The sequence below is a fragment of the Ktedonobacterales bacterium genome, from assembly GCA_036557285.1.
Classification (GTDB): Bacteria; Chloroflexota; Ktedonobacteria; order Ktedonobacterales; family DATBGS01; genus DATBHW01.
Genome location: DATBHW010000009.1, coordinates 1 through 16492, shown reverse-complemented (window position 1 = coordinate 16492; position 16492 = coordinate 1). Strand labels below are relative to the sequence as shown.

The window sequence follows — 16492 nt, the reverse complement described above, 5'->3', positions numbered from 1 at the left end:
CCCCCCCCTCTCTCTGCTCTGTTTTCTCTGTGCGGTCTGTGAAGCGATGGGGCTTAGTGCGCGGCTCGCCTGGGCGTTGTGGCTTTGCTGCCGACGTTGTTGCGAGCAGCTAGCGAAGCGGCGCGAGGCACGGGGATCGATCCAGAGGGCGCGCCCATGTCAATGTCCGGCGGCAAATCCACATCCAGTTCGGTATGATGTGGCGGATACTTGCCCGTTGTTCTGCGCTCGTGGATGTCACGGAGGATCGCGCCGCCAAAATGGCTCAGAGCGAAACCGCCCATAAAGAGCGAGCCAGCGATAGCGACGGCGTCGAAGCTGCGGCGGCCATCTTTTGACCAGTAGACATCGCGCAGCTCCAGCCAGAGCGCAAATTCATCCAGCGCCAGCGCGGTGCCGATGCCGTACATGATGCTGACGGGCCTGGTGCCTTTTTTCCCTGTTACCAACGCGAGATAGCCAGCCGACAGCGCCAGGAAGATGCCAGGGACGGCGTGATGAATGTGCAGCCCGCCCGGCAGCACAATGTCGTGGAAGCCGAACCCGTGATGCTGCTCGGAAGGGTGCGGGTTCTTCTTGGCGGTGAGCTTCTTCTTGCGAATGCTATAGGTGATGTAGCGCACAACGCCAAACATGCCCAGGAAGGAGACTGCCACCCAGAACGAGGCTTCCTTTCCCTCGCTGACGACATGATGGCTAAAGTGGACCTTGATACGATCCCAGAACACCACAATTTCGCGCATAATTGATTCCATAGACCCTCATCCTTTCTGTCGGCCAGATAATAGGCGAGGAACAGCATAGAGAGCAAACGATTTGCTGCACCCTACTATAACATGCTCTGCTTGCAGAACGCAACAGCCTTGTTGAAATAACACCCGCTGCTCGTTTGCATGGCCGATTGCTTTATCAGCGTTTGACGCCCTTGATGTAGCGTACAGTGATAGTTCCGGCCAGGCAGTAGGCGATAAAGGTGATGAACAAGAAGGTGTAGCGGTAGGCGGGCGCAACGGCAAGGCTGAGCAAGACGCTGCCAATGACAAAGGCGATGACCTGCGGCATAGTGAGGGCGATATTCCAGACGCCCATATCGCGGGCGAAGCGGTCTTTGGAGGGCAGGACATCGGCGACCAGCGCCCAATCTACGCTGAGGTACGCGCCATAGCCCAGTCCAAAGATGGCCCCGCCGACCAGGGCGATGGTGATACCGGCGTCCGCGCTGAGCGTGCCGCCGGTGACAAGGAAGTTGAGCGCGATAAAGATGGCGGCTACAGCCGTCATCAGGCCGCCGGAGAGATAGACCATGCGCTTGCGCCCGTAGCGCGTGGAGAGCCAGCCGCCAAAGAAGGTAGTGAGCGCGCCGGCCAGTGTCACCGCGATCACAAACTCGCCTGCCTGAGCCTCCTGATTCTGGCTGCCCAGGATGTCATGGAAGTAATATTGCAGGAATGCCTGCACCGTGTTGATGCCCAGCATCATCAAGAGGCGCGTGCCGACGACCCAGGCGAAATCGGGGTCGCGGCGCGGCCTGAAGTCGAAGAGGCGCGCCGCCCAGAGGGCGACAATCAGCATTACCACCAGCAGGACGGCGTTGATAGCGATGTTGGCGTGCTGGGCGGCGTCGCTGGCGGCCTGCGCGCTGCTGCCCTGGGGCGGGTGCGCGCCGTTCAGGTCGAAGCTGAGGCCGGTGGCTTGCAGCGCCAGCAGCGCGCCGATCAATACGATAATGACCAGCGCCAGCGCCAGTGTTCCCTCGCCCACCTGCTGGCGATAGTGCGCGAACCAGCCTATGCCTGACTCTGTGTTTCCAGGCGCGGCATCGCGTATGCGGCGCTGCCAGGGCTGCTCCTTGACGGTAACAATGGTTAGCAGCATCAGCACAAAGATCACGAGGCCAACCACGCTGTAGGCCGCCAGAAGCTGGCCGTTATAGGTGGAGAGCGCGCTGTTGAAGGTATCGGCGCTCTGCGCTTTCAGGACGGGATCGATCTGGATGAGCTGGCCGATGACAAGCGCACCCGCGATGAAACCCAGGGTCTGCACGAAGCCCATGATTCCGGCGGCCAGCCCGCGCTGCTCTTCGTTGACCAGATCGGGCAGGAAGGCGTGGAAGGGCGCAGCAGCGGCGTTGTTGGCAAGCTGCGTCAGGCAGAGCGCCAGCATCAGCGTGATGATATTGGGTGCTGCCAGCATCAGGGCCAGGCCGACCATGTTGAGCAGCGTACCGCCCAGGATGTAGGGGCGGCGTCTCCCCCAGCGGCCAGCGGTGCGGTCGCTGAGCATACCAAAGAGCGGATTGCTGACGAGCGCCACCAGCAGGCCAGGGCTGGAGACCAGCGCCAGGGCGACGGCCTTGTTGTTGTTGACGAAATCGTTGAGGGCGCCCTGGTTGAAGGCATGGCTTTGCAGATAGCTGTGGGCCAGCAGTGCCTCTACCTGGCTGGGAAGGATGATGATGAGGAAAGCCGTCCAGTGGAAATTGAGCGCCAGCCAGAAGAGGCTGATGGCAATCAGCCCCCAGAGCGAGCGCCTGGGGATGGCTGTCGCGCCGGTTTTGTCGGAGCGAAGAAGATCGATGCTGCCGGATTCGCCTGGCGGTTGATCGAGAGACATCGTAGTTCCCCCTTTTCCCTAGCCATCAACGATAGGCCCACGCCGCTGCTGTAGCATGTATCCATTCTAGCGCGGTGTCGCAGGCAACGCAAGAGCGAGCAGAGGGAGGACGTTGCTGTTTGCGCGCATGCTGTACAATTAGGGTAGTCGGTTTTTTGGGGTGTCCTGGCGACGCCTGGCAATCTATCTCGAACGTATGGCACAACAAGCACCACGATTTCAGAATCTTGACCCTGCGGCTGACCGGCGGGCTGGCTTTGGCGACATGAGGCGGTTCAGGCAGGCTTCGCGCCAGCAGGCCGAGGCGGATCGTCTGCTTTCCCCACCTGATCCCACGCCGGTTGTTGCCAATGATGGCGCGGCGCTGCGCGATAACGCGAGCCAGGTCAGCATTACGTGGGTCGGTCATTCCAGCTTTTTGATTCAGATGGGTGGCCGTTCCATTTTGACCGATCCGGTGTGGAGCAAGAAAGCGGGCATTGGTCCCTTTGGCCCGACGCGGATGGCTCCGCCGGGCCTGCGTCTGATCGATCTGCCTCCGATTGATCTGACATTGATCTCCCATAATCACTACGATCATCTGGACCGCGACACGATCCGCTGGCTGGGGGATCGGCCTATGTATCTGGTTCCTTCGCGGCTGGGCGGGTGGTTTCAGAAGCTCGGCTGCACCAAGGTCCATGAGTGCGAGTGGTGGGAAAGTGTGGATGCGCTCGGCCTCCACTTCGATTTTGTGGCTGCCCAGCACTGGAGCCGCCGTACTCCCTGGGATACGAACCTGACCCTCTGGGGCGGCTGGATGCTCAGCGATGGCGCGCACACGCTGTACTTCGCCGGAGATTCCGCGTATTTCAGCGGATTCAAGGAGATCGGCCAACGCTATTCCGGCATTGATGTGGCGTTTCTGCCCATCGGGGCGTATAAGCCGGCATGGTTCATGCAATCGGCGCATGTGAACCCGGAAGAAGCCGGGCAAGCGTTTCTGGATGTAGGCGCGCGAGTGATCATCCCGATGCACTGGGGTACCTTCAAGCTCAGCACCGAACGCACCGATGAACCACCTAAACGCCTGGCCGCCTGGTGGGATGAGCAAGGATTGGACCGGACCCACAACTGGACGCTGGCCGTCGGCGAGACGCGTTTTGTGAATGGTTCCTGAAGAAGCCAGAAGCCAGACGATGCCTGCCCCAAAACAACTATCCCGATAGCAGAAGCTATCGGGTTTCTGGTGATACGTAGCTGGTACCCCCGACAGGAATCGAACCTGCGCGCCCGGCTCCGGAGGCCGGTGCTCTATCCACTGAGCTACGGGGGCAAATGCCAATCCGCCTGGCTACAGGAGACACTATATCATCTCTGCTGGCGCTCGTCAAGCGGCATTGGTTGGTTTCGCAGCAGGCTCACCGGCATGCCGGGCGCCTTTCCAGAGCAGGTACCCCTGCGCGCACGCAAACCCGAACAGCCCAATTGAGGGCAAGTCGAACGCGAATGTAGCGAACCAGGCCGCCCCAGGGGACTGATGCTGAAGAAACCAATCGCCAAGGGTCAGGCATACAGATGGCGTGACCAATGGGGCCAGGCTCAATGCCACGACTCCAAACCACCAGCGCGGGGGCCTGCGCATCTGGCGCAGCGCCAGGATGGTTGTGGCGAAGGGCAAGAGGAGGGTGATAAAGGAAAAGAACCACGTCAGCGGAAAGATCAGCGGCGTGATGGTCACGAAGATGCCCTCAGCGAGCAATTCGTCTAGCTCGTTCGGAGCCTGCCAGCGACACCAGCCAACGAAGGCCGCAGCGCCCAGCGCGAACAGTCCTGCGGCTGCCTCGCCCAGCAAGACCGCTTCCTTGAGCGGTACGCCAAACAGCACAGGCGGCAGCAGGAAGCCGTCACCAGCCAGAAACCGCGTGACGACACCAACCAGTGACACGTTCCCATTGTAAGCCGCCCATGCGTCTTCTCCGGCTCGTACTGGCCCGAGATAGCTCATATACGTCTCTGGCCCCAGTACTACGAGGGTGAGCGCCGTTCCCAGCGCGATTGCCAGGGCGGCTCCCAGCGCCTGCCGCCAGCGGCGGCGAGTCACTGCGCCCAATAAGAGGACGCTCGGCCAGAGTTTGAGTAACCATGCTACCCCCAACAGATAGCCGGAAGCGGCCAGAGCGCCGCGCCGTTCGAGCACCCAGGCGATCACCAGCAGCAGCAGCAAGAACTGCCACAAGTTCTGATCCCCTTCTGCTCCCATAAGCGGCTGCCAGTAGATGCTGCCGATCACAAAAAGGGCCACACCTCGCAGCGAGAACCAGCCCAGCGCCCGCAGCAGCAAAATACCGCTCGCCAGATAGGCCGCGAGCAAACAGCACCCCCAGAGCAGAGACGCCGCCGGGTAGGACAAGAAGCCAAGCGGGAACACCAGCAAGGCTGAGGGCGGCGGATGCGTGTCATAGGCTCCCACGCCCTGGGGACAGTTTGCCGGGGAGTTGAGCGGCAGATAGATCGGAGTCCCTTGAGCCAGCCGTTGGGCAGCGATGTAATCCTGGCAAAAGTCAGAGGGCATCTGACTCACCTGAACCACCTGCTGAACCAGGAGGATCAGACCGAGGGCAAGGAGAATCCAACAGGCAGCGGTATAGAGGTACCAGGATGCGTGGACGCGCGGGCGCGCGCGTTTTTTTATCGGGACAGCGGGAGGACGCTCCTCCTGAGTTGATGGCTCCGCAACAGGGAGCGTGGGGACATGGTACTCACGGTTCGCCATTCGTTTTTCTAACCTCTCTCCAGGCGCCTGTGTATCGGTATCAGCCCGGCAGGCAGCAGAGCGAAATACTCAGGGTGCTGTAGTTGCTTGCATCTGATCCCTGGCAGCCAGGCTTTGCCGCTCTTGTTTGCCGGGTATCTGCTGTTCTGGCCGGAGCCAGCGCCGCCAGAGCAGCAGGCAGAAGAGCCACCAGACCAGATTCAGCGCCACAAAGCCCGGGAACCAGAGAGCCGGATGAAAGTTCCTCAAGTTCGACCCCCAGGGCGTTGCCCCAGGGTAAACAGCGACGTAGAAGACCCACATAACCAGAGCCGAGCAAAGGGTATAGCGCCAGCCCCAGGGAATATCGAGCATTGCCAGGAACGGCAAAGTCCACAGCAGGTATTGGGCAGAGACGCCGGGGGCCAGCACGTACAAGCCCAGCAAGACGACCAGCCAGTGTCGTTCGAGCGGCCAGCCTGGCCGCCGGACCGGCAGACGGTACACCATCAGGAGGATGATGACGCGCGTGATCACGGCCAGTGCCAGCATCACCACCGGAAAGCCCGCGGGCCAGAGGATATTCATCAGGAAAGGGATATAGAGCGCCCAGCCAAAGTTCAGGGGGCTATTGTAGATCAGCACATGTGTGATCATGGCTCCTTCCAGGCCAAAGAACGCGCTGTAGATTACGATAGAGAGCAGCAGCGGCGTGAGCGCCAGTGCGGCGGCGCGCCAACGCTGGCGGTTGGAAGGCAGCGGCGCCAGCAGCGCGGGCAGGAGGAGGATGGGATAGCCTTTGAGGGCAATAGCGCCCCCCAGCGCGAGCGCCGCCCAGTATGGACCACTGGCGCGCGTTGAACGCCAGCAGGCCCAGGCAAGCACGACCAGCGCGATGACCAGACCATCGAATTGCCCCTGCCCGGCGGTTACCAGGATAGAGACGGGATTGGCCGCGTAAAACAGGGCTGCGCCCACGCCTTGACAGCGGCGCAGCAGGACGACAATCAGGCAATCGCCCAGCAGGGCAGGGATTTTGATGAACCAGACAAAAGGAAGCAGGGTCAGCGTGGAAGCCCACTGCGCCAGCGCGGTCCACCATATCCAGACTGGCGGGTAGGGGTAGCGATTGGTCAGCAGGTAGATGTTCTGATGGCTGAAGACGCTCTGCGCCTGAATATGGTAGGAGGTGATGTCGTAATCAAGCCCGCTGGTGAGGGGAATGATGATGAGCCGCAGGCAGAAGGCCAGCAGCGCCAGCCCCAACGCCGAGGTGATTGATTGATGAAGAGTAGAGGTACGTAACATGTGCATTGCTGTCTTCCACCCAACGAAGATTTCCACCCTTAAGTGAGCGCCGAGCCAATGCCCAGCCCGGAAGGAGCAAGGGCCGCTCAGGTTTCGCGCCGGGCGCTGGCGTAGTGAAGCAGATGACCCTGTACGGCTGCAAATAATAGCAGACCGAAGGTTGGCAGCGCAAACAGGCCCATGCTCAACCAGACGCTTCCAACAGCGTGCCGCTCCAGAAGCCATCCGCCCAGGGTAAAGAGCGAGTATGGCGCGGCCAGCGGAAGCAGGCTGAGCGCGAGCAGCGCAAACCACCTGCGCGGCGGCCTGGGAAGCTGGCGCAGCGCCAGGATGGTCGTCGCGCCAGGCAGCAGCAAGGTAATGAACCCAAAGTACCAGATGAGCGGAAAGACCAGCAGCGTCACCGTGACGAGCAGACCCTGGCAGAGCAGTTCTGTGACCTCGCCCGGAGACCGCCAGCGATACCAGCCAATGCAGGCTAAAGCTCCCAGTAGGACGACTCCCGCCGCGCCTTCGCCAAGCAGGGTGGCTGCCCGGAGGCTGACCCCAGGGATCGGCGGCGATAGCAGCGGGGGATCGCCGCTAAAAAGGCGCGCCACCGCGCCGACGAGCGAGATGTTGCCGCTCACGGGTACGATGCTGCCTTCGCTGGCCTGGACCGGCCCAAGATAGGCGGCGTAGCTTTCAAGGCCCATGACGCCCAACGCCAGGGCGGTCCCTAGAAATATCGGCGCCGCGCCCGCCAGGACGAGCCGCCAGCGATGGCGCGTCAGCCCGCCCAGCAGGAGGAGCGCAGGCCAGATTTTGAGCAGACCGGCCAGCCCCAGCAATCCGCCTGCCCATCCTGGCCGCTTGCGCCGCTCTAGAATCCAGGCCAGCGCGATCAGGAGGGCGAGGAACTGCCAGAGATTCTGCGCGCCTTCGGCTCCTATCACCGGCTGCCAGTAAACGCTGCCGATCATGAAAAGCGCGACGCCCGCCAGCGAGAGCCAGCCCAGCGCCCGCAGCAGGATGAGACCGCTCGCCAGATAGGCGGCGAGCGCACAAAAACCCCAGATCAGCGAGGCGAGCGTGTAGGGCAAAAAGCTGAGGGGATACACCAGCAGCGCGGTGGGCGGGGGATGCGCGTCATAGGTCAGCGACGGTGGGCAATTGCTGTAGCTGGCCGAGTTTTGTAGGGGCTGATAGATCGGCGCTCCTTGCGCCAGGCGCTGAGCCGCGATGTACTCCTGGCAGAAATCGGTGGGTTCATGGCTGATTATCACCACCTGCTGAATGAGGAGCGCCAATCCGAGGGCAAGAAGGATTCCGCAGGCGGCTGTTCGCGCTGCCCAGAGCAGGCGGCGTCTGCGCGAATGGCGGCCAACGCGCGCGGTGGTCTCCTGCTCATGGTGGTCCACGAGAACCGGCGGGCGGCTCATGCTCTTCAACTGGTCCTCCCTATTTCAGAGTCCCATTGGACTTCATGTGCTCCTGATAGAATGGGGGTTCTTGCCTCGGCGGAGCGAGTATAGCAAAATGGCGGCTGGTCCTCAAGAGAACCGGGAAAAGCTCTTGCTGGCATGCTTCCCAGGTTGGTTATGCGCTTTGTCAGGTTGCGCCAGCGCCTCGGAAATGATACCATCTACCCGTGTGGATTACACGTAGACGCAGGTAAGGTGTAGTCATAAGGCGTACTTCAATAAGGTGTACTCATCAGCACAAACGCCAGCTCTAGAGAAAAACCGCATCAGAGAGATGCGCGGGGAGCCAGGAAACAGTCCTTGCTAGAGGAGCGAGGCATCATGACAGCGCCATTGCCCAAGCCTCCGGCGTCTCCAGTTGAGCCTGTTGAAGAGAGTTCACCTGTTGAGATGCGACACAGACTGGCTCCGGGCATTCTATCACGCCGCATTCTTCGCCAGGATTATCTGGTTTACCCCGACTGGTGGCAGCGTCGGGCGGTGGGGTATCTGTTCACTATTATCATCGTCGCGGTCGTGACCATTCTGGCGCAGCAGTTCTTGCGCCTGCTGGGGCCAGAACCCCATTTCTTCGCTGGCGCCATCATGATCCTGATGGTCTTCGTCGTTGCGCTCATGTGGGGCGCTGGCCCGGCGGTTTTTGCCACTGTGCTGAGTACAGCGGCTTTAGATTACTTTCTGGTCACGCCGGTAAGCCAGCTTGATAGGCTGAGCGACCTGGAAGATTTTGTGCCGTTTATTGCCGCGAGCCTGATATTGAGCGTGCTGGCGTCGCAGCGCGAACGGGCGCGTCTGCGCGCCCGCACAGCCGAACGCCTGGCAAAAGAGCGCGCCCAGGCGCTGGAAGAGGCCGGGAAGCTGAAGGATCAGTTCCTCTCGCTGGCTTCACACGAATTGAAGACGCCTATCGCTGCGATCAAGGGCTATGCGCAGTTGGCAGACCGCCGTCTGGCAAAGGTAGCTGATGCATCACCTGGGGCTGCTGCCACACAAGATATGCTGGTCAAGATTAACCAGCAGGCGGATAAACTCACCGGACTGGTCAATGATTTGTTGGATGTGAGCCGGATTCAGGCTGGCAAACTAGAATTGCGCCTGGAGCCATGCGACCTGGCTGCGCTCTGCCGCCAGGCGGTGGAAGAGCAAGAACTCACCAATGGGCGTAGGATCGATCTTACTCTGCCAGCCGGGCCGGTATGTGTCTCGGCGGATAGCGAGCGGCTGAGCCAGGTGTTGAGCAACCTGCTAACCAATGCTATCAAGTATTCGGCTGGTGAGCGCCCTGTGTGTCTGGCGCTCACCAGCCGGGCAAGGAAAGCGGTGGTGACGGTGACGGATGAAGGGGTGGGTATTCCAAAGGATGAACTCCCGTTGATTTTTGATCGCTTTTTTCGGGCGCGCACAGCCCGGAACGGCTCACAACGCGGCCTGGGGTTAGGGCTGGCGATTTGTAAAGAAATCGTCGAGCGACACCAGGGGCACATCTGGGCCACCTCGGAAGAGGGCAAGGGCAGCCAGTTTACTTTCGAGCTGCCGCTGGATGAGGAGCCGCGCGCAGAAAGATCGGCCTGATAGTATGGATGGGACCGCGCTTCAGAAGGCGCTCGCGCTTCAGCTTCAACAGATTGCGCGTACCTGCCTGCGCCTGCGCCTGGAGCCAGGCGAACACTCTCTCGACGAGCCGGAGTCTGGTTTTGGTGGGCGGCCCTGGTGGCCGGTTGGGGAAGCGTGGCCGGTCTGCGATACCTGCGGCGGGCCGCTGACCTTTGTTTGCCAACTGCGCCTTGACGGCGGCGGCCATTGGCGGCCCGGCGATTATGCGCTCTGCCTGGTCTTCTTCTGTTTCGGATGCAGCCAGAAAGATGACGCGCCCCTGGTCGAGCGGCCTGGCGGGGATAGCTGCCGATTACGCCTGCTGCGCTGGCAAGACCAGCCCCTGGCGCGGCTGGAGTTTCCCGGCGCCCTGGATGCCCCGGCCAGGCTGCCTTCGTTTCGGGCGCATGGGACGCCGACGCTGGATGCTCCGGCCTGGCAAGATGTCGCCGATGAGTTGACGGCCATCGCTCCACACGCGCTGGATGATCTGCATGTCGGCTATCACCTGGCCGAGTTAGAGGTGCTGCGCCGCCATGATCAGGCTGCTCAGAGCCAGCTTGGCGGCTATCCGCATTGGAGCAATGCCAGCTATTGGCCGGAATGCCGCTGGTGCGGCGGGCAGATGTACCTGCTGGCGCAGTTTATAGCTGGCGCTCCGCTGGCTTTCCCCTGGGGAACTGATCGCCAGGCATATCTGTTTTGCTGCGCAGAGCCATGCGACCCGGAGGCGCTGACGCTGATCCTGCAACGGTGAGGCTGCCATGACTGAGGCTGATGCCAGACAACGGCTCGATGTCTATTACGCTGAACTGCTCGGCCTGCCTACAGAAGCACTCAGGCGGCCCGGTATCCGTCTGGCTCCGCTGAGCCGCCAGCCGCCTTCCACCTCTCTGTTCAGGAACAGCGCCCTCATTGTTCACGCGCCATCAAGCGCCGATGGCCTGCGGTCATGCGCGGTGATCGCCCATCTCCAATTGCTTGCGCCGCTGCGCCGCTTTCTGTCGGGACGGACGGTGGAAAGCCTCTTTGAAGCTGCCGCGCTGGAGCAGCTTACCCGATTGGCTCGCGCCGAGTTTCCCGACGCTTCGATCTCGCCGGGCGGCTTACTCATCATCGCGCGTTTTGTCTCGCGTGAAACCTTCCAGCCGTTTCAGGGGCCGGAAAGCGCCCGCGTCCAACGTTTGGATGAGCATCAACTTTCCAACCTGGCGCTTTTGAGCCGATACAGCGGCGGCATTTACGCGCTGTGTGATGCTCAGGCTCAAATTCTCTCGCGGGCGGGAGTGCGTCGTGAATCGCGCGACGTGTGTGAGATTGGCGTGCGCACCGAGGTTGAGGCACTGCGTGGGCGTGGGCTGGCAAAAACTGTGGTAACAGCGGCAACCGAGGCTATCCTGGCCGACGGGCGCGTGCCGCTCTATGTACATAGCGCCACCAATGTGGCTTCACAGAGGGTGGCGCTTGCACTGGGCTATCAGCACTATGCCGACGAGCTTATCTGGTTTTTGCCGGGATGAACTGCTTTACTTCCCGGCTACAATGGTCAGGCGGCCAGGGAGATCGACCTGCTCAATTAACTTGAACCCCGCGTTTTGCAGCCAGGCCCGATATTCAGGGAATGTGTGGCTTCGGCCTCCATCGGTACTGAGCAGCAGCACCAGATCGCTGATCATGGTGTCTGGCGTGCTGCTGCGGGAGTCGTCTACGGGCGCGCTGGCGATGAGGACACGCCCGCCTGACTTGAGGGCGCGCGCGATGCGGCGGAAGAGGGCTTGATTTTGTTCCGGGCTGAACATCTGGCAGACCTGACCCAGTACGACAATATCATACTCGGCTTCGCCAAAATCGGCGGTCAGCAGGTCGCCTTCGGCATATTCAAATTGGGACTCCAGCTTATGCCCTTCCACAAACTGGCGCGTGACCTCCAGCACGTCAGCCGTATCCAGAGCCACCACCGTCGCCAGCGCGTTCTGCTGGGCCAGAGCGATGCCCCAGACGCCAGAGCCAGCCCCCAGGTCCAGCACGCGCGCCGAGTTGCCAATCTGGCCGCGAAACAATTGGCGGGCTACTTTGCGGGCGTCTGGCTCGTTGAGGACGAAGAGTCCTGGCACCATATCGGCGAAATAATTTTCGATGCCACCATGCTGCACGCCCCACTGCGGCCAGGCTTTGCCGTTCGCCACGCTTTCGGAAAGATGCTCCAGCGCGACGACATCGCGCACCCGCTGTTCTACCAGTTCGCCCAGGTAGGTGGGCTTGCTCTGCACCAGAAACGTAGCTGATTCCGGGGTGAGGTGATAGGTCTCGCCGCGTTTCGTCAGCAGTTCCATCGCCACCAGGGCGTCAAGTAACATTTCCATGCCGCGCACCGAGGTTTTGGTGTTCTGAGCCAGCTTTTGCGCTGTATTCAGCCCTTCATCGAGCGCGTCGCACACTTCCAGTTCGATGGCGGCGCGGAGCGCCATCGAGCGCGCAAAGGCATCTGCCTGCTCTAAAATCTTCGCCGGGGTCACAGCCCTGAGATGCGTCGTCGGGTCCATTACACTCCCCCCTGTCAGCACAATGCGTGTTCGGCCCTTTGGGAGCCAGAGAGATGAGCCTCCTGATGAGGCACAGGTAGGATACTCTATCTGAACCAATGAATCAACCCCTTAACCCCCAGGAAAGGCTATTTGGGCTACTCACCATCAGAAGAGGGGAGGTGGAAAAACCTGCCCTATGATCCGTTCCACGCGGGGATGGCTGCGTCTGCGCTGCCCTTGAGCTTTATGGACTACTTTGCTATACTGCTGCTTATTGCATTGATCGGCGAACGCAGCGGCTGATTTCCCACTTCACGGATGGACTATTGATGAGGAGGCGTTTGTGCGGCGGCGCGTGACGGATTCAAGACCAATTCCCCGCAAGCGATTGCTCTGGCTGCTGGGCAGGGTTGGCTGGGGCGTTCTCTTGCTGCTGGGCGTCTTTCTGCTGGGCAACGAGGTTATCCTGGTTAGCCAGCAGCGCACCGACTTTTGCCAGGATTACCTGGCTGCCCAGCGGCTGACGCAGGGTATCGCGGTTTATTTGCCTATGCACTGCTGGACCGGCTTCATCCCCTCGCCGTTCCAATATGATGCGCATCCCCCCTTCTCGATTCTGCTGATCTGGCCGCTCAGTGTACTGCCCCAGGTTCCCGCGGCGATGCTGTGGGGGCTTGGCTCGCTGGCGGGCTATCTGCTCAGCGGCCTGTTTTTGCTGCGCGCACTGGGCTGGCGCTCGCTGCGCAGCCTGACGCTTTTTGTGCTGGGCAGCGTTTTCTGGGAGGCGCTGACCATCGGCATCGGCGAACAGAACTTTGGGCAGTTGCTCACCTTCTTGTTAGTGGCCGGATGGCTGCTGGAGCGGCGTGGGCGTTCCGGGTGGGCGGGTGTGCTGATCGGCCTGGCCGGGCTGCTCAAAGTCTGGCCGGTGGGTCTGCTGGCGCTGGCGCTGCTCCAGGGCAAGCGACGCCTGGCCTGGAGTGGGGCAGCGACACTGCTGGCGGGAACACTGGCGTCCCTGGCAGTGCTGGGGCCGGGTACGTATGCCGATTATCTAGGGCCGGTGCGCGCCGCTGAAATCTTCTGGATACCGAACGGAGCCAGCGTCTCGCTGGTCAGCGCCATAATGCGCCTCTTTACCGGCTATCCCGATACGGAGTTACCGCTGCCCGCTTTGCTTCATGGGTTGAGTCTGGAAGAAGCCGCGCTGCTGGCGGAAGCGGTGGCTGGTCTTGTGCTGGTGGGGACGCTGGTCTTCCTCTGGCGCTGCTGGCGACGGAGACAAAGCGAGACAGTGAGCGCCTTGAGCCTGGGCATTGCGGTGACGGTCCTCATGCTGGTTTTTCCGCTGGTCTGGTTTTGGGAAATTATCCCGCTGATTTTGCCCGGCGCGACAACGGTCCTGGGGCTGCGCCAGGTCTCCAGGCCGCCGCGCTGGTGGTTTGTGCTGATCGCGCTGGGTCTGCTGCCTCTGCTGATCCATCGGTCCTGGATGATTGATCTGGCCGCGTGGCTCTTGCATCAGCAGACGCCTGGGCTGGCAGGATTGGGGGCCTTTTCTTATGGCTTGCCGACCTATGGGCTGCTGCTCTTCGCGGGCATGCAGGCGTGGCTGCTCTGGCGGGCCAGCGCCCCACAGGTCGCGCGCGCTCAGGAGATCGCTGGGGCTGCGCGTGAGCAACACGAATACATCACAGAAACGATACCCCGTACCCTGGAAGCGTAGGGTGGGAGCGTAGGATGGCAATTTTGGGGAGTGATCGATGACAACAGAATCTGTTTATTCTGAAGGCGGCGCAATGGGTAAGACCCAGACGGCACTGCCCTACAGCGAAAACCGCGAGCCACTCGTTTATCAGCGGCGAAGGACGCTGCTGGTCCTGGCAGGGATCGTGGTTGTGCTGGCCCTGGCAACTGTTTATCATTACGCGATCTATCTGCCTCAGCCGCGTGTCCCCCACCGGCTGACGCTGCTGGATGATGTCTTCGCGCTTGGCGTGCTGGGTCTGGTGGGTTTGGTTGGCTTGCTGGTGGGCCTGCGCCTGCTGCGGCCTTTCAAGTTAACGGGTTTCTCGTGGGTAGAGAGCGGCGCGCTGGCGGTTGGGTTGGGCTGGGGGCTGCTCAGTCTGGCGGTGCTGGCGTTGGGACTGGCGCATCTCCTCTACGGCTGGCTGCTGTTCGGCGGGCTGGCGCTGGTGCTGGCGTTCTTCTGGCGCGATGCCTGGCGTATTCTGTCTCTGCTCGCCTCTGGCGCGCCCTATCGGCGGCTGCGGGCTTGCAAGCCGCGCGGCTTTTTTCTGTGGGCGCTGGCGGTGATCGTCTGCCTCGAACTGATTCTGCTGGGTACGCACTCGCTGACGATCCCTAATGCGCCGCGCGGCTTCGACATCTATCAGTATCATTGGGCGGTCCCTCAACTCTATCTCTTGCATCACGCTATTTATGCTCTGCCGGGTTGGGCGCATGCCAATTTCCCCTTCAATTCAGAGATGCTCAATACTCTGGCGCTGGCCTGCGGTTCGCAGGAGGCGGCGGTCTTCATTCAGGGCGCCTTTGGGCTGCTGGCAATCATCTTGATCGTTGGGTTTCTCTATCGGCGCTTTGGCTTCCTGGCGGCATGGCTGGGCGCGGCGCTGAGCATCTGTAATAATCTCGTGGCCGGATTGCTCGTCAGCGGCTATGCTGAACTGGCCGTGACCTTTTACGCCGTAGCTTCTCTGGTGGTTGTGCTGGCCTGGCTCGATCAGCGGGAGCAAACAGCGGGGATGCCGCTGCTTGTCCTGGCGGGCCTCTTCGCGGGCTTCGGGCTAGGTGCGAAGTATACCGAGGGGCAGGTCATTGTGGGTATCGCCCTGCTGTTGATCGGTGTGGGCGTGATCAGGCTGGTTGGCCCGCGCCGCCAGGGAAAACCGCTCCTTCCGGCGTTCGGGCGCTTGCTGGCGGATCTGATGATCTATGGCGCGGCTATCCTGCTGGCGGTTTTGCCCTGGCTGCTGAAAGATTGGGTGTTATTGGGCAATCCGATCTATCCGTTTATCTGGGGTGGCCCAGAGTGGGACGCCGCGCGCACCGAGACGGGCGTGCTGACGCTCTCGCATTTTGGACCACAGGGGCCAGCCTGGCAGCGTCTGCTGACCGGCTTTTTCACGCTCTTTACGGAGACCGGACACACCGATGACCCGCCGTATGTTCCGCCCAATTATCTGTACCTGCTGGTCTTGCTCGTTCCGCTTGTCTGGGCGGTGGAACAGGCGCGCTGGCGCAGGAGGAAGCGGGTGTCCTCAACTGGCCTGGCTGAAAGAGGGGAGAGCGCCGGATGGGGACAGCCCTGGCTGGTGGTCGCGGCAGGTGGATATGTGGTCTGGCTTCTTTTGGGGGCAGCGGTAGCGCGTTATGGGCTGCCCTGGCTGATACTGCTGTCTGTGCCTTCCGCTGTTCTTCTGGCGCGCGCCTGCGGGGTGCGCTGGCAGCAGCCCTTTTTACGTCTGCTCGCGCCAATGATGCGGTTCATGACGCCTGCGGCGATGCTCTTTGCGGCAGGCATTGCGGTAGCTTTCAGCGTCCCCATCTGGGCCTATACGAATCCGCTGCCGATGGTGGTTGGCAATATTTCGCTGCGCCAGTGGGAAGAACAGGGCATGATGGACAGCGGCTTCTGGCATATGGTGGATTATGTGGAGGAGCATGTCCCCCACGATGCGCGGCTCTTGCTGGTGGGCCGGGGTGTAGGCTATTTTCTGCCAGACTTTGATTATGTAGCCGATTCTGGCGAAGACTGGATTCCCTATCTTGAGACAGAGGGCCGCACGCCAGCGGGTATGCTGGCGCTCTTGCGCCAGGACCACTTTCGCTATCTGATCTTTGATGAGCAAACGCTCAGTTTTATCGTTCATGGGTATGGAAATTACTACGTGGCTAGCTTTCTGCCTGCGTTTCGCCAGTTTTTAGCCGGCTCGCTGATCCAGGTCTGGAGCTATCAGAACTTTCACGTCTATCAGTTGCCAGCGCCTTGATTCGATAGGCGCTCTTTGCAATTTTTTCTTGTGCGGCGCTTCCTGGTTGCCTGGCGCTTGCCGCCAGAGCCGTTCGGCACGTTTTGTGCGAAAACCCCGCTTGTTGACACTCCCCAGCCCTAAAGGCCGGGGATGCTCGGTTCAGCGCCACGCTTCCGTGGAGTGGCTCCCCGACGGGTCTGCCCGACCCGTTGGATGTTCAGGGCGGCGTTGTGGTCCCGGTGCAGGCTCGCCCCACAATCA

Annotated in this window: 13 protein-coding genes and 1 tRNA gene; 7 read left to right on the top strand and 7 right to left on the bottom strand. The window is 61.2% G+C overall.

What is annotated here, in order from left to right; translation table 11 throughout:
• Positions 1–53: 53 nt before the first annotated feature.
• Together VH599_03520 and VH599_03515 are read right to left on the bottom strand one after the other, a co-directional pair.
• On the bottom strand, positions 54–755 hold the full coding sequence (locus VH599_03520) for a hypothetical protein (protein ID HEY7347364.1): 702 nt from the start codon (positions 753–755) through the stop codon (positions 54–56).
• 154 nt (positions 756–909) lie between these two features.
• Positions 910–2613 carry an MFS transporter gene (locus tag VH599_03515; GenBank protein ID HEY7347363.1) on the bottom strand — a complete coding sequence of 568 codons (1704 nt, stop codon included), beginning with the start codon at positions 2611–2613 and terminating at the stop codon, positions 910–912.
• Positions 2614–2809: 196 nt separating this feature from the next.
• Between VH599_03515 and VH599_03510 the strand changes: the two genes are divergently transcribed.
• Entirely contained in the window at positions 2810–3772 is a 963-nt protein-coding gene (locus VH599_03510; protein ID HEY7347362.1) for an MBL fold metallo-hydrolase, read from the top strand.
• 81 nt (positions 3773–3853) lie between these two features.
• On the opposite strand, the gene VH599_03505 is transcribed toward VH599_03510, so the two are convergent.
• From VH599_03505 to VH599_03490, 4 genes are all read right to left on the bottom strand, one after another.
• Positions 3854–3928 (bottom strand) — tRNA-Arg (locus tag VH599_03505).
• A 54-nt stretch (positions 3929–3982) separates the two neighbouring features.
• Complete coding sequence (locus VH599_03500; GenBank protein ID HEY7347361.1) at positions 3983–5368, bottom strand: glycosyltransferase family 87 protein; 1386 nt, start codon at positions 5366–5368, stop codon at positions 3983–3985.
• A gap of 69 nt (positions 5369–5437) precedes the next feature.
• Positions 5438–6661 carry a hypothetical protein gene (locus VH599_03495; GenBank protein ID HEY7347360.1) on the bottom strand — a complete coding sequence of 408 codons (1224 nt, stop codon included), beginning with the start codon at positions 6659–6661 and terminating at the stop codon, positions 5438–5440.
• A gap of 80 nt (positions 6662–6741) precedes the next feature.
• Positions 6742–8076 carry a glycosyltransferase family 87 protein gene (locus tag VH599_03490; protein HEY7347359.1) on the bottom strand — a complete coding sequence of 445 codons (1335 nt, stop codon included), beginning with the start codon at positions 8074–8076 and terminating at the stop codon, positions 6742–6744.
• Positions 8077–8439: 363 nt separating this feature from the next.
• Here VH599_03490 and VH599_03485 point away from each other — a divergent pair, with 363 nt between their 5' ends.
• Genes VH599_03485 through VH599_03475 form a run of 3 tightly spaced genes read left to right on the top strand, consistent with a single transcriptional unit; the run spans position 8440 to position 11231 of the window.
• Complete coding sequence (locus VH599_03485) at positions 8440–9690, top strand: HAMP domain-containing sensor histidine kinase (GenBank protein HEY7347358.1); 1251 nt, start codon at positions 8440–8442, stop codon at positions 9688–9690.
• A gap of 4 nt (positions 9691–9694) precedes the next feature.
• A complete protein-coding gene (locus VH599_03480) occupies positions 9695–10468 on the top strand; it encodes a hypothetical protein (GenBank protein HEY7347357.1) in 774 nt (257 codons plus the stop codon).
• A 7-nt stretch (positions 10469–10475) separates the two neighbouring features.
• Complete coding sequence (locus VH599_03475) at positions 10476–11231, top strand: GNAT family N-acetyltransferase (protein ID HEY7347356.1); 756 nt, start codon at positions 10476–10478, stop codon at positions 11229–11231.
• A 6-nt stretch (positions 11232–11237) separates the two neighbouring features.
• On the opposite strand, the gene VH599_03470 is transcribed toward VH599_03475, so the two are convergent.
• Positions 11238–12254, bottom strand: a complete 1017-nt coding sequence (locus VH599_03470; protein ID HEY7347355.1) for a methyltransferase dimerization domain-containing protein — start codon at positions 12252–12254, stop codon at positions 11238–11240.
• A 132-nt stretch (positions 12255–12386) separates the two neighbouring features.
• On the opposite strand from VH599_03470, the gene VH599_03465 reads away from it, so the two are divergent.
• The 3 genes from VH599_03465 to VH599_03455 are packed head-to-tail and all read left to right on the top strand — an operon-like array spanning position 12387 to position 16249.
• Entirely contained in the window at positions 12387–12539 is a 153-nt protein-coding gene (locus tag VH599_03465; GenBank protein HEY7347354.1) for a hypothetical protein, read from the top strand.
• A 40-nt stretch (positions 12540–12579) separates the two neighbouring features.
• Positions 12580–13962, top strand: coding sequence for a glycosyltransferase family 87 protein (locus tag VH599_03460; GenBank protein ID HEY7347353.1), 1383 nt, complete (start codon positions 12580–12582; stop codon positions 13960–13962).
• A 37-nt stretch (positions 13963–13999) separates the two neighbouring features.
• Positions 14000–16249 (top strand): hypothetical protein, encoded by a 2250-nt coding sequence (locus tag VH599_03455; protein HEY7347352.1) that lies wholly within the window; start codon positions 14000–14002, stop codon positions 16247–16249.
• Positions 16250–16492 lie beyond the last annotated feature (243 nt).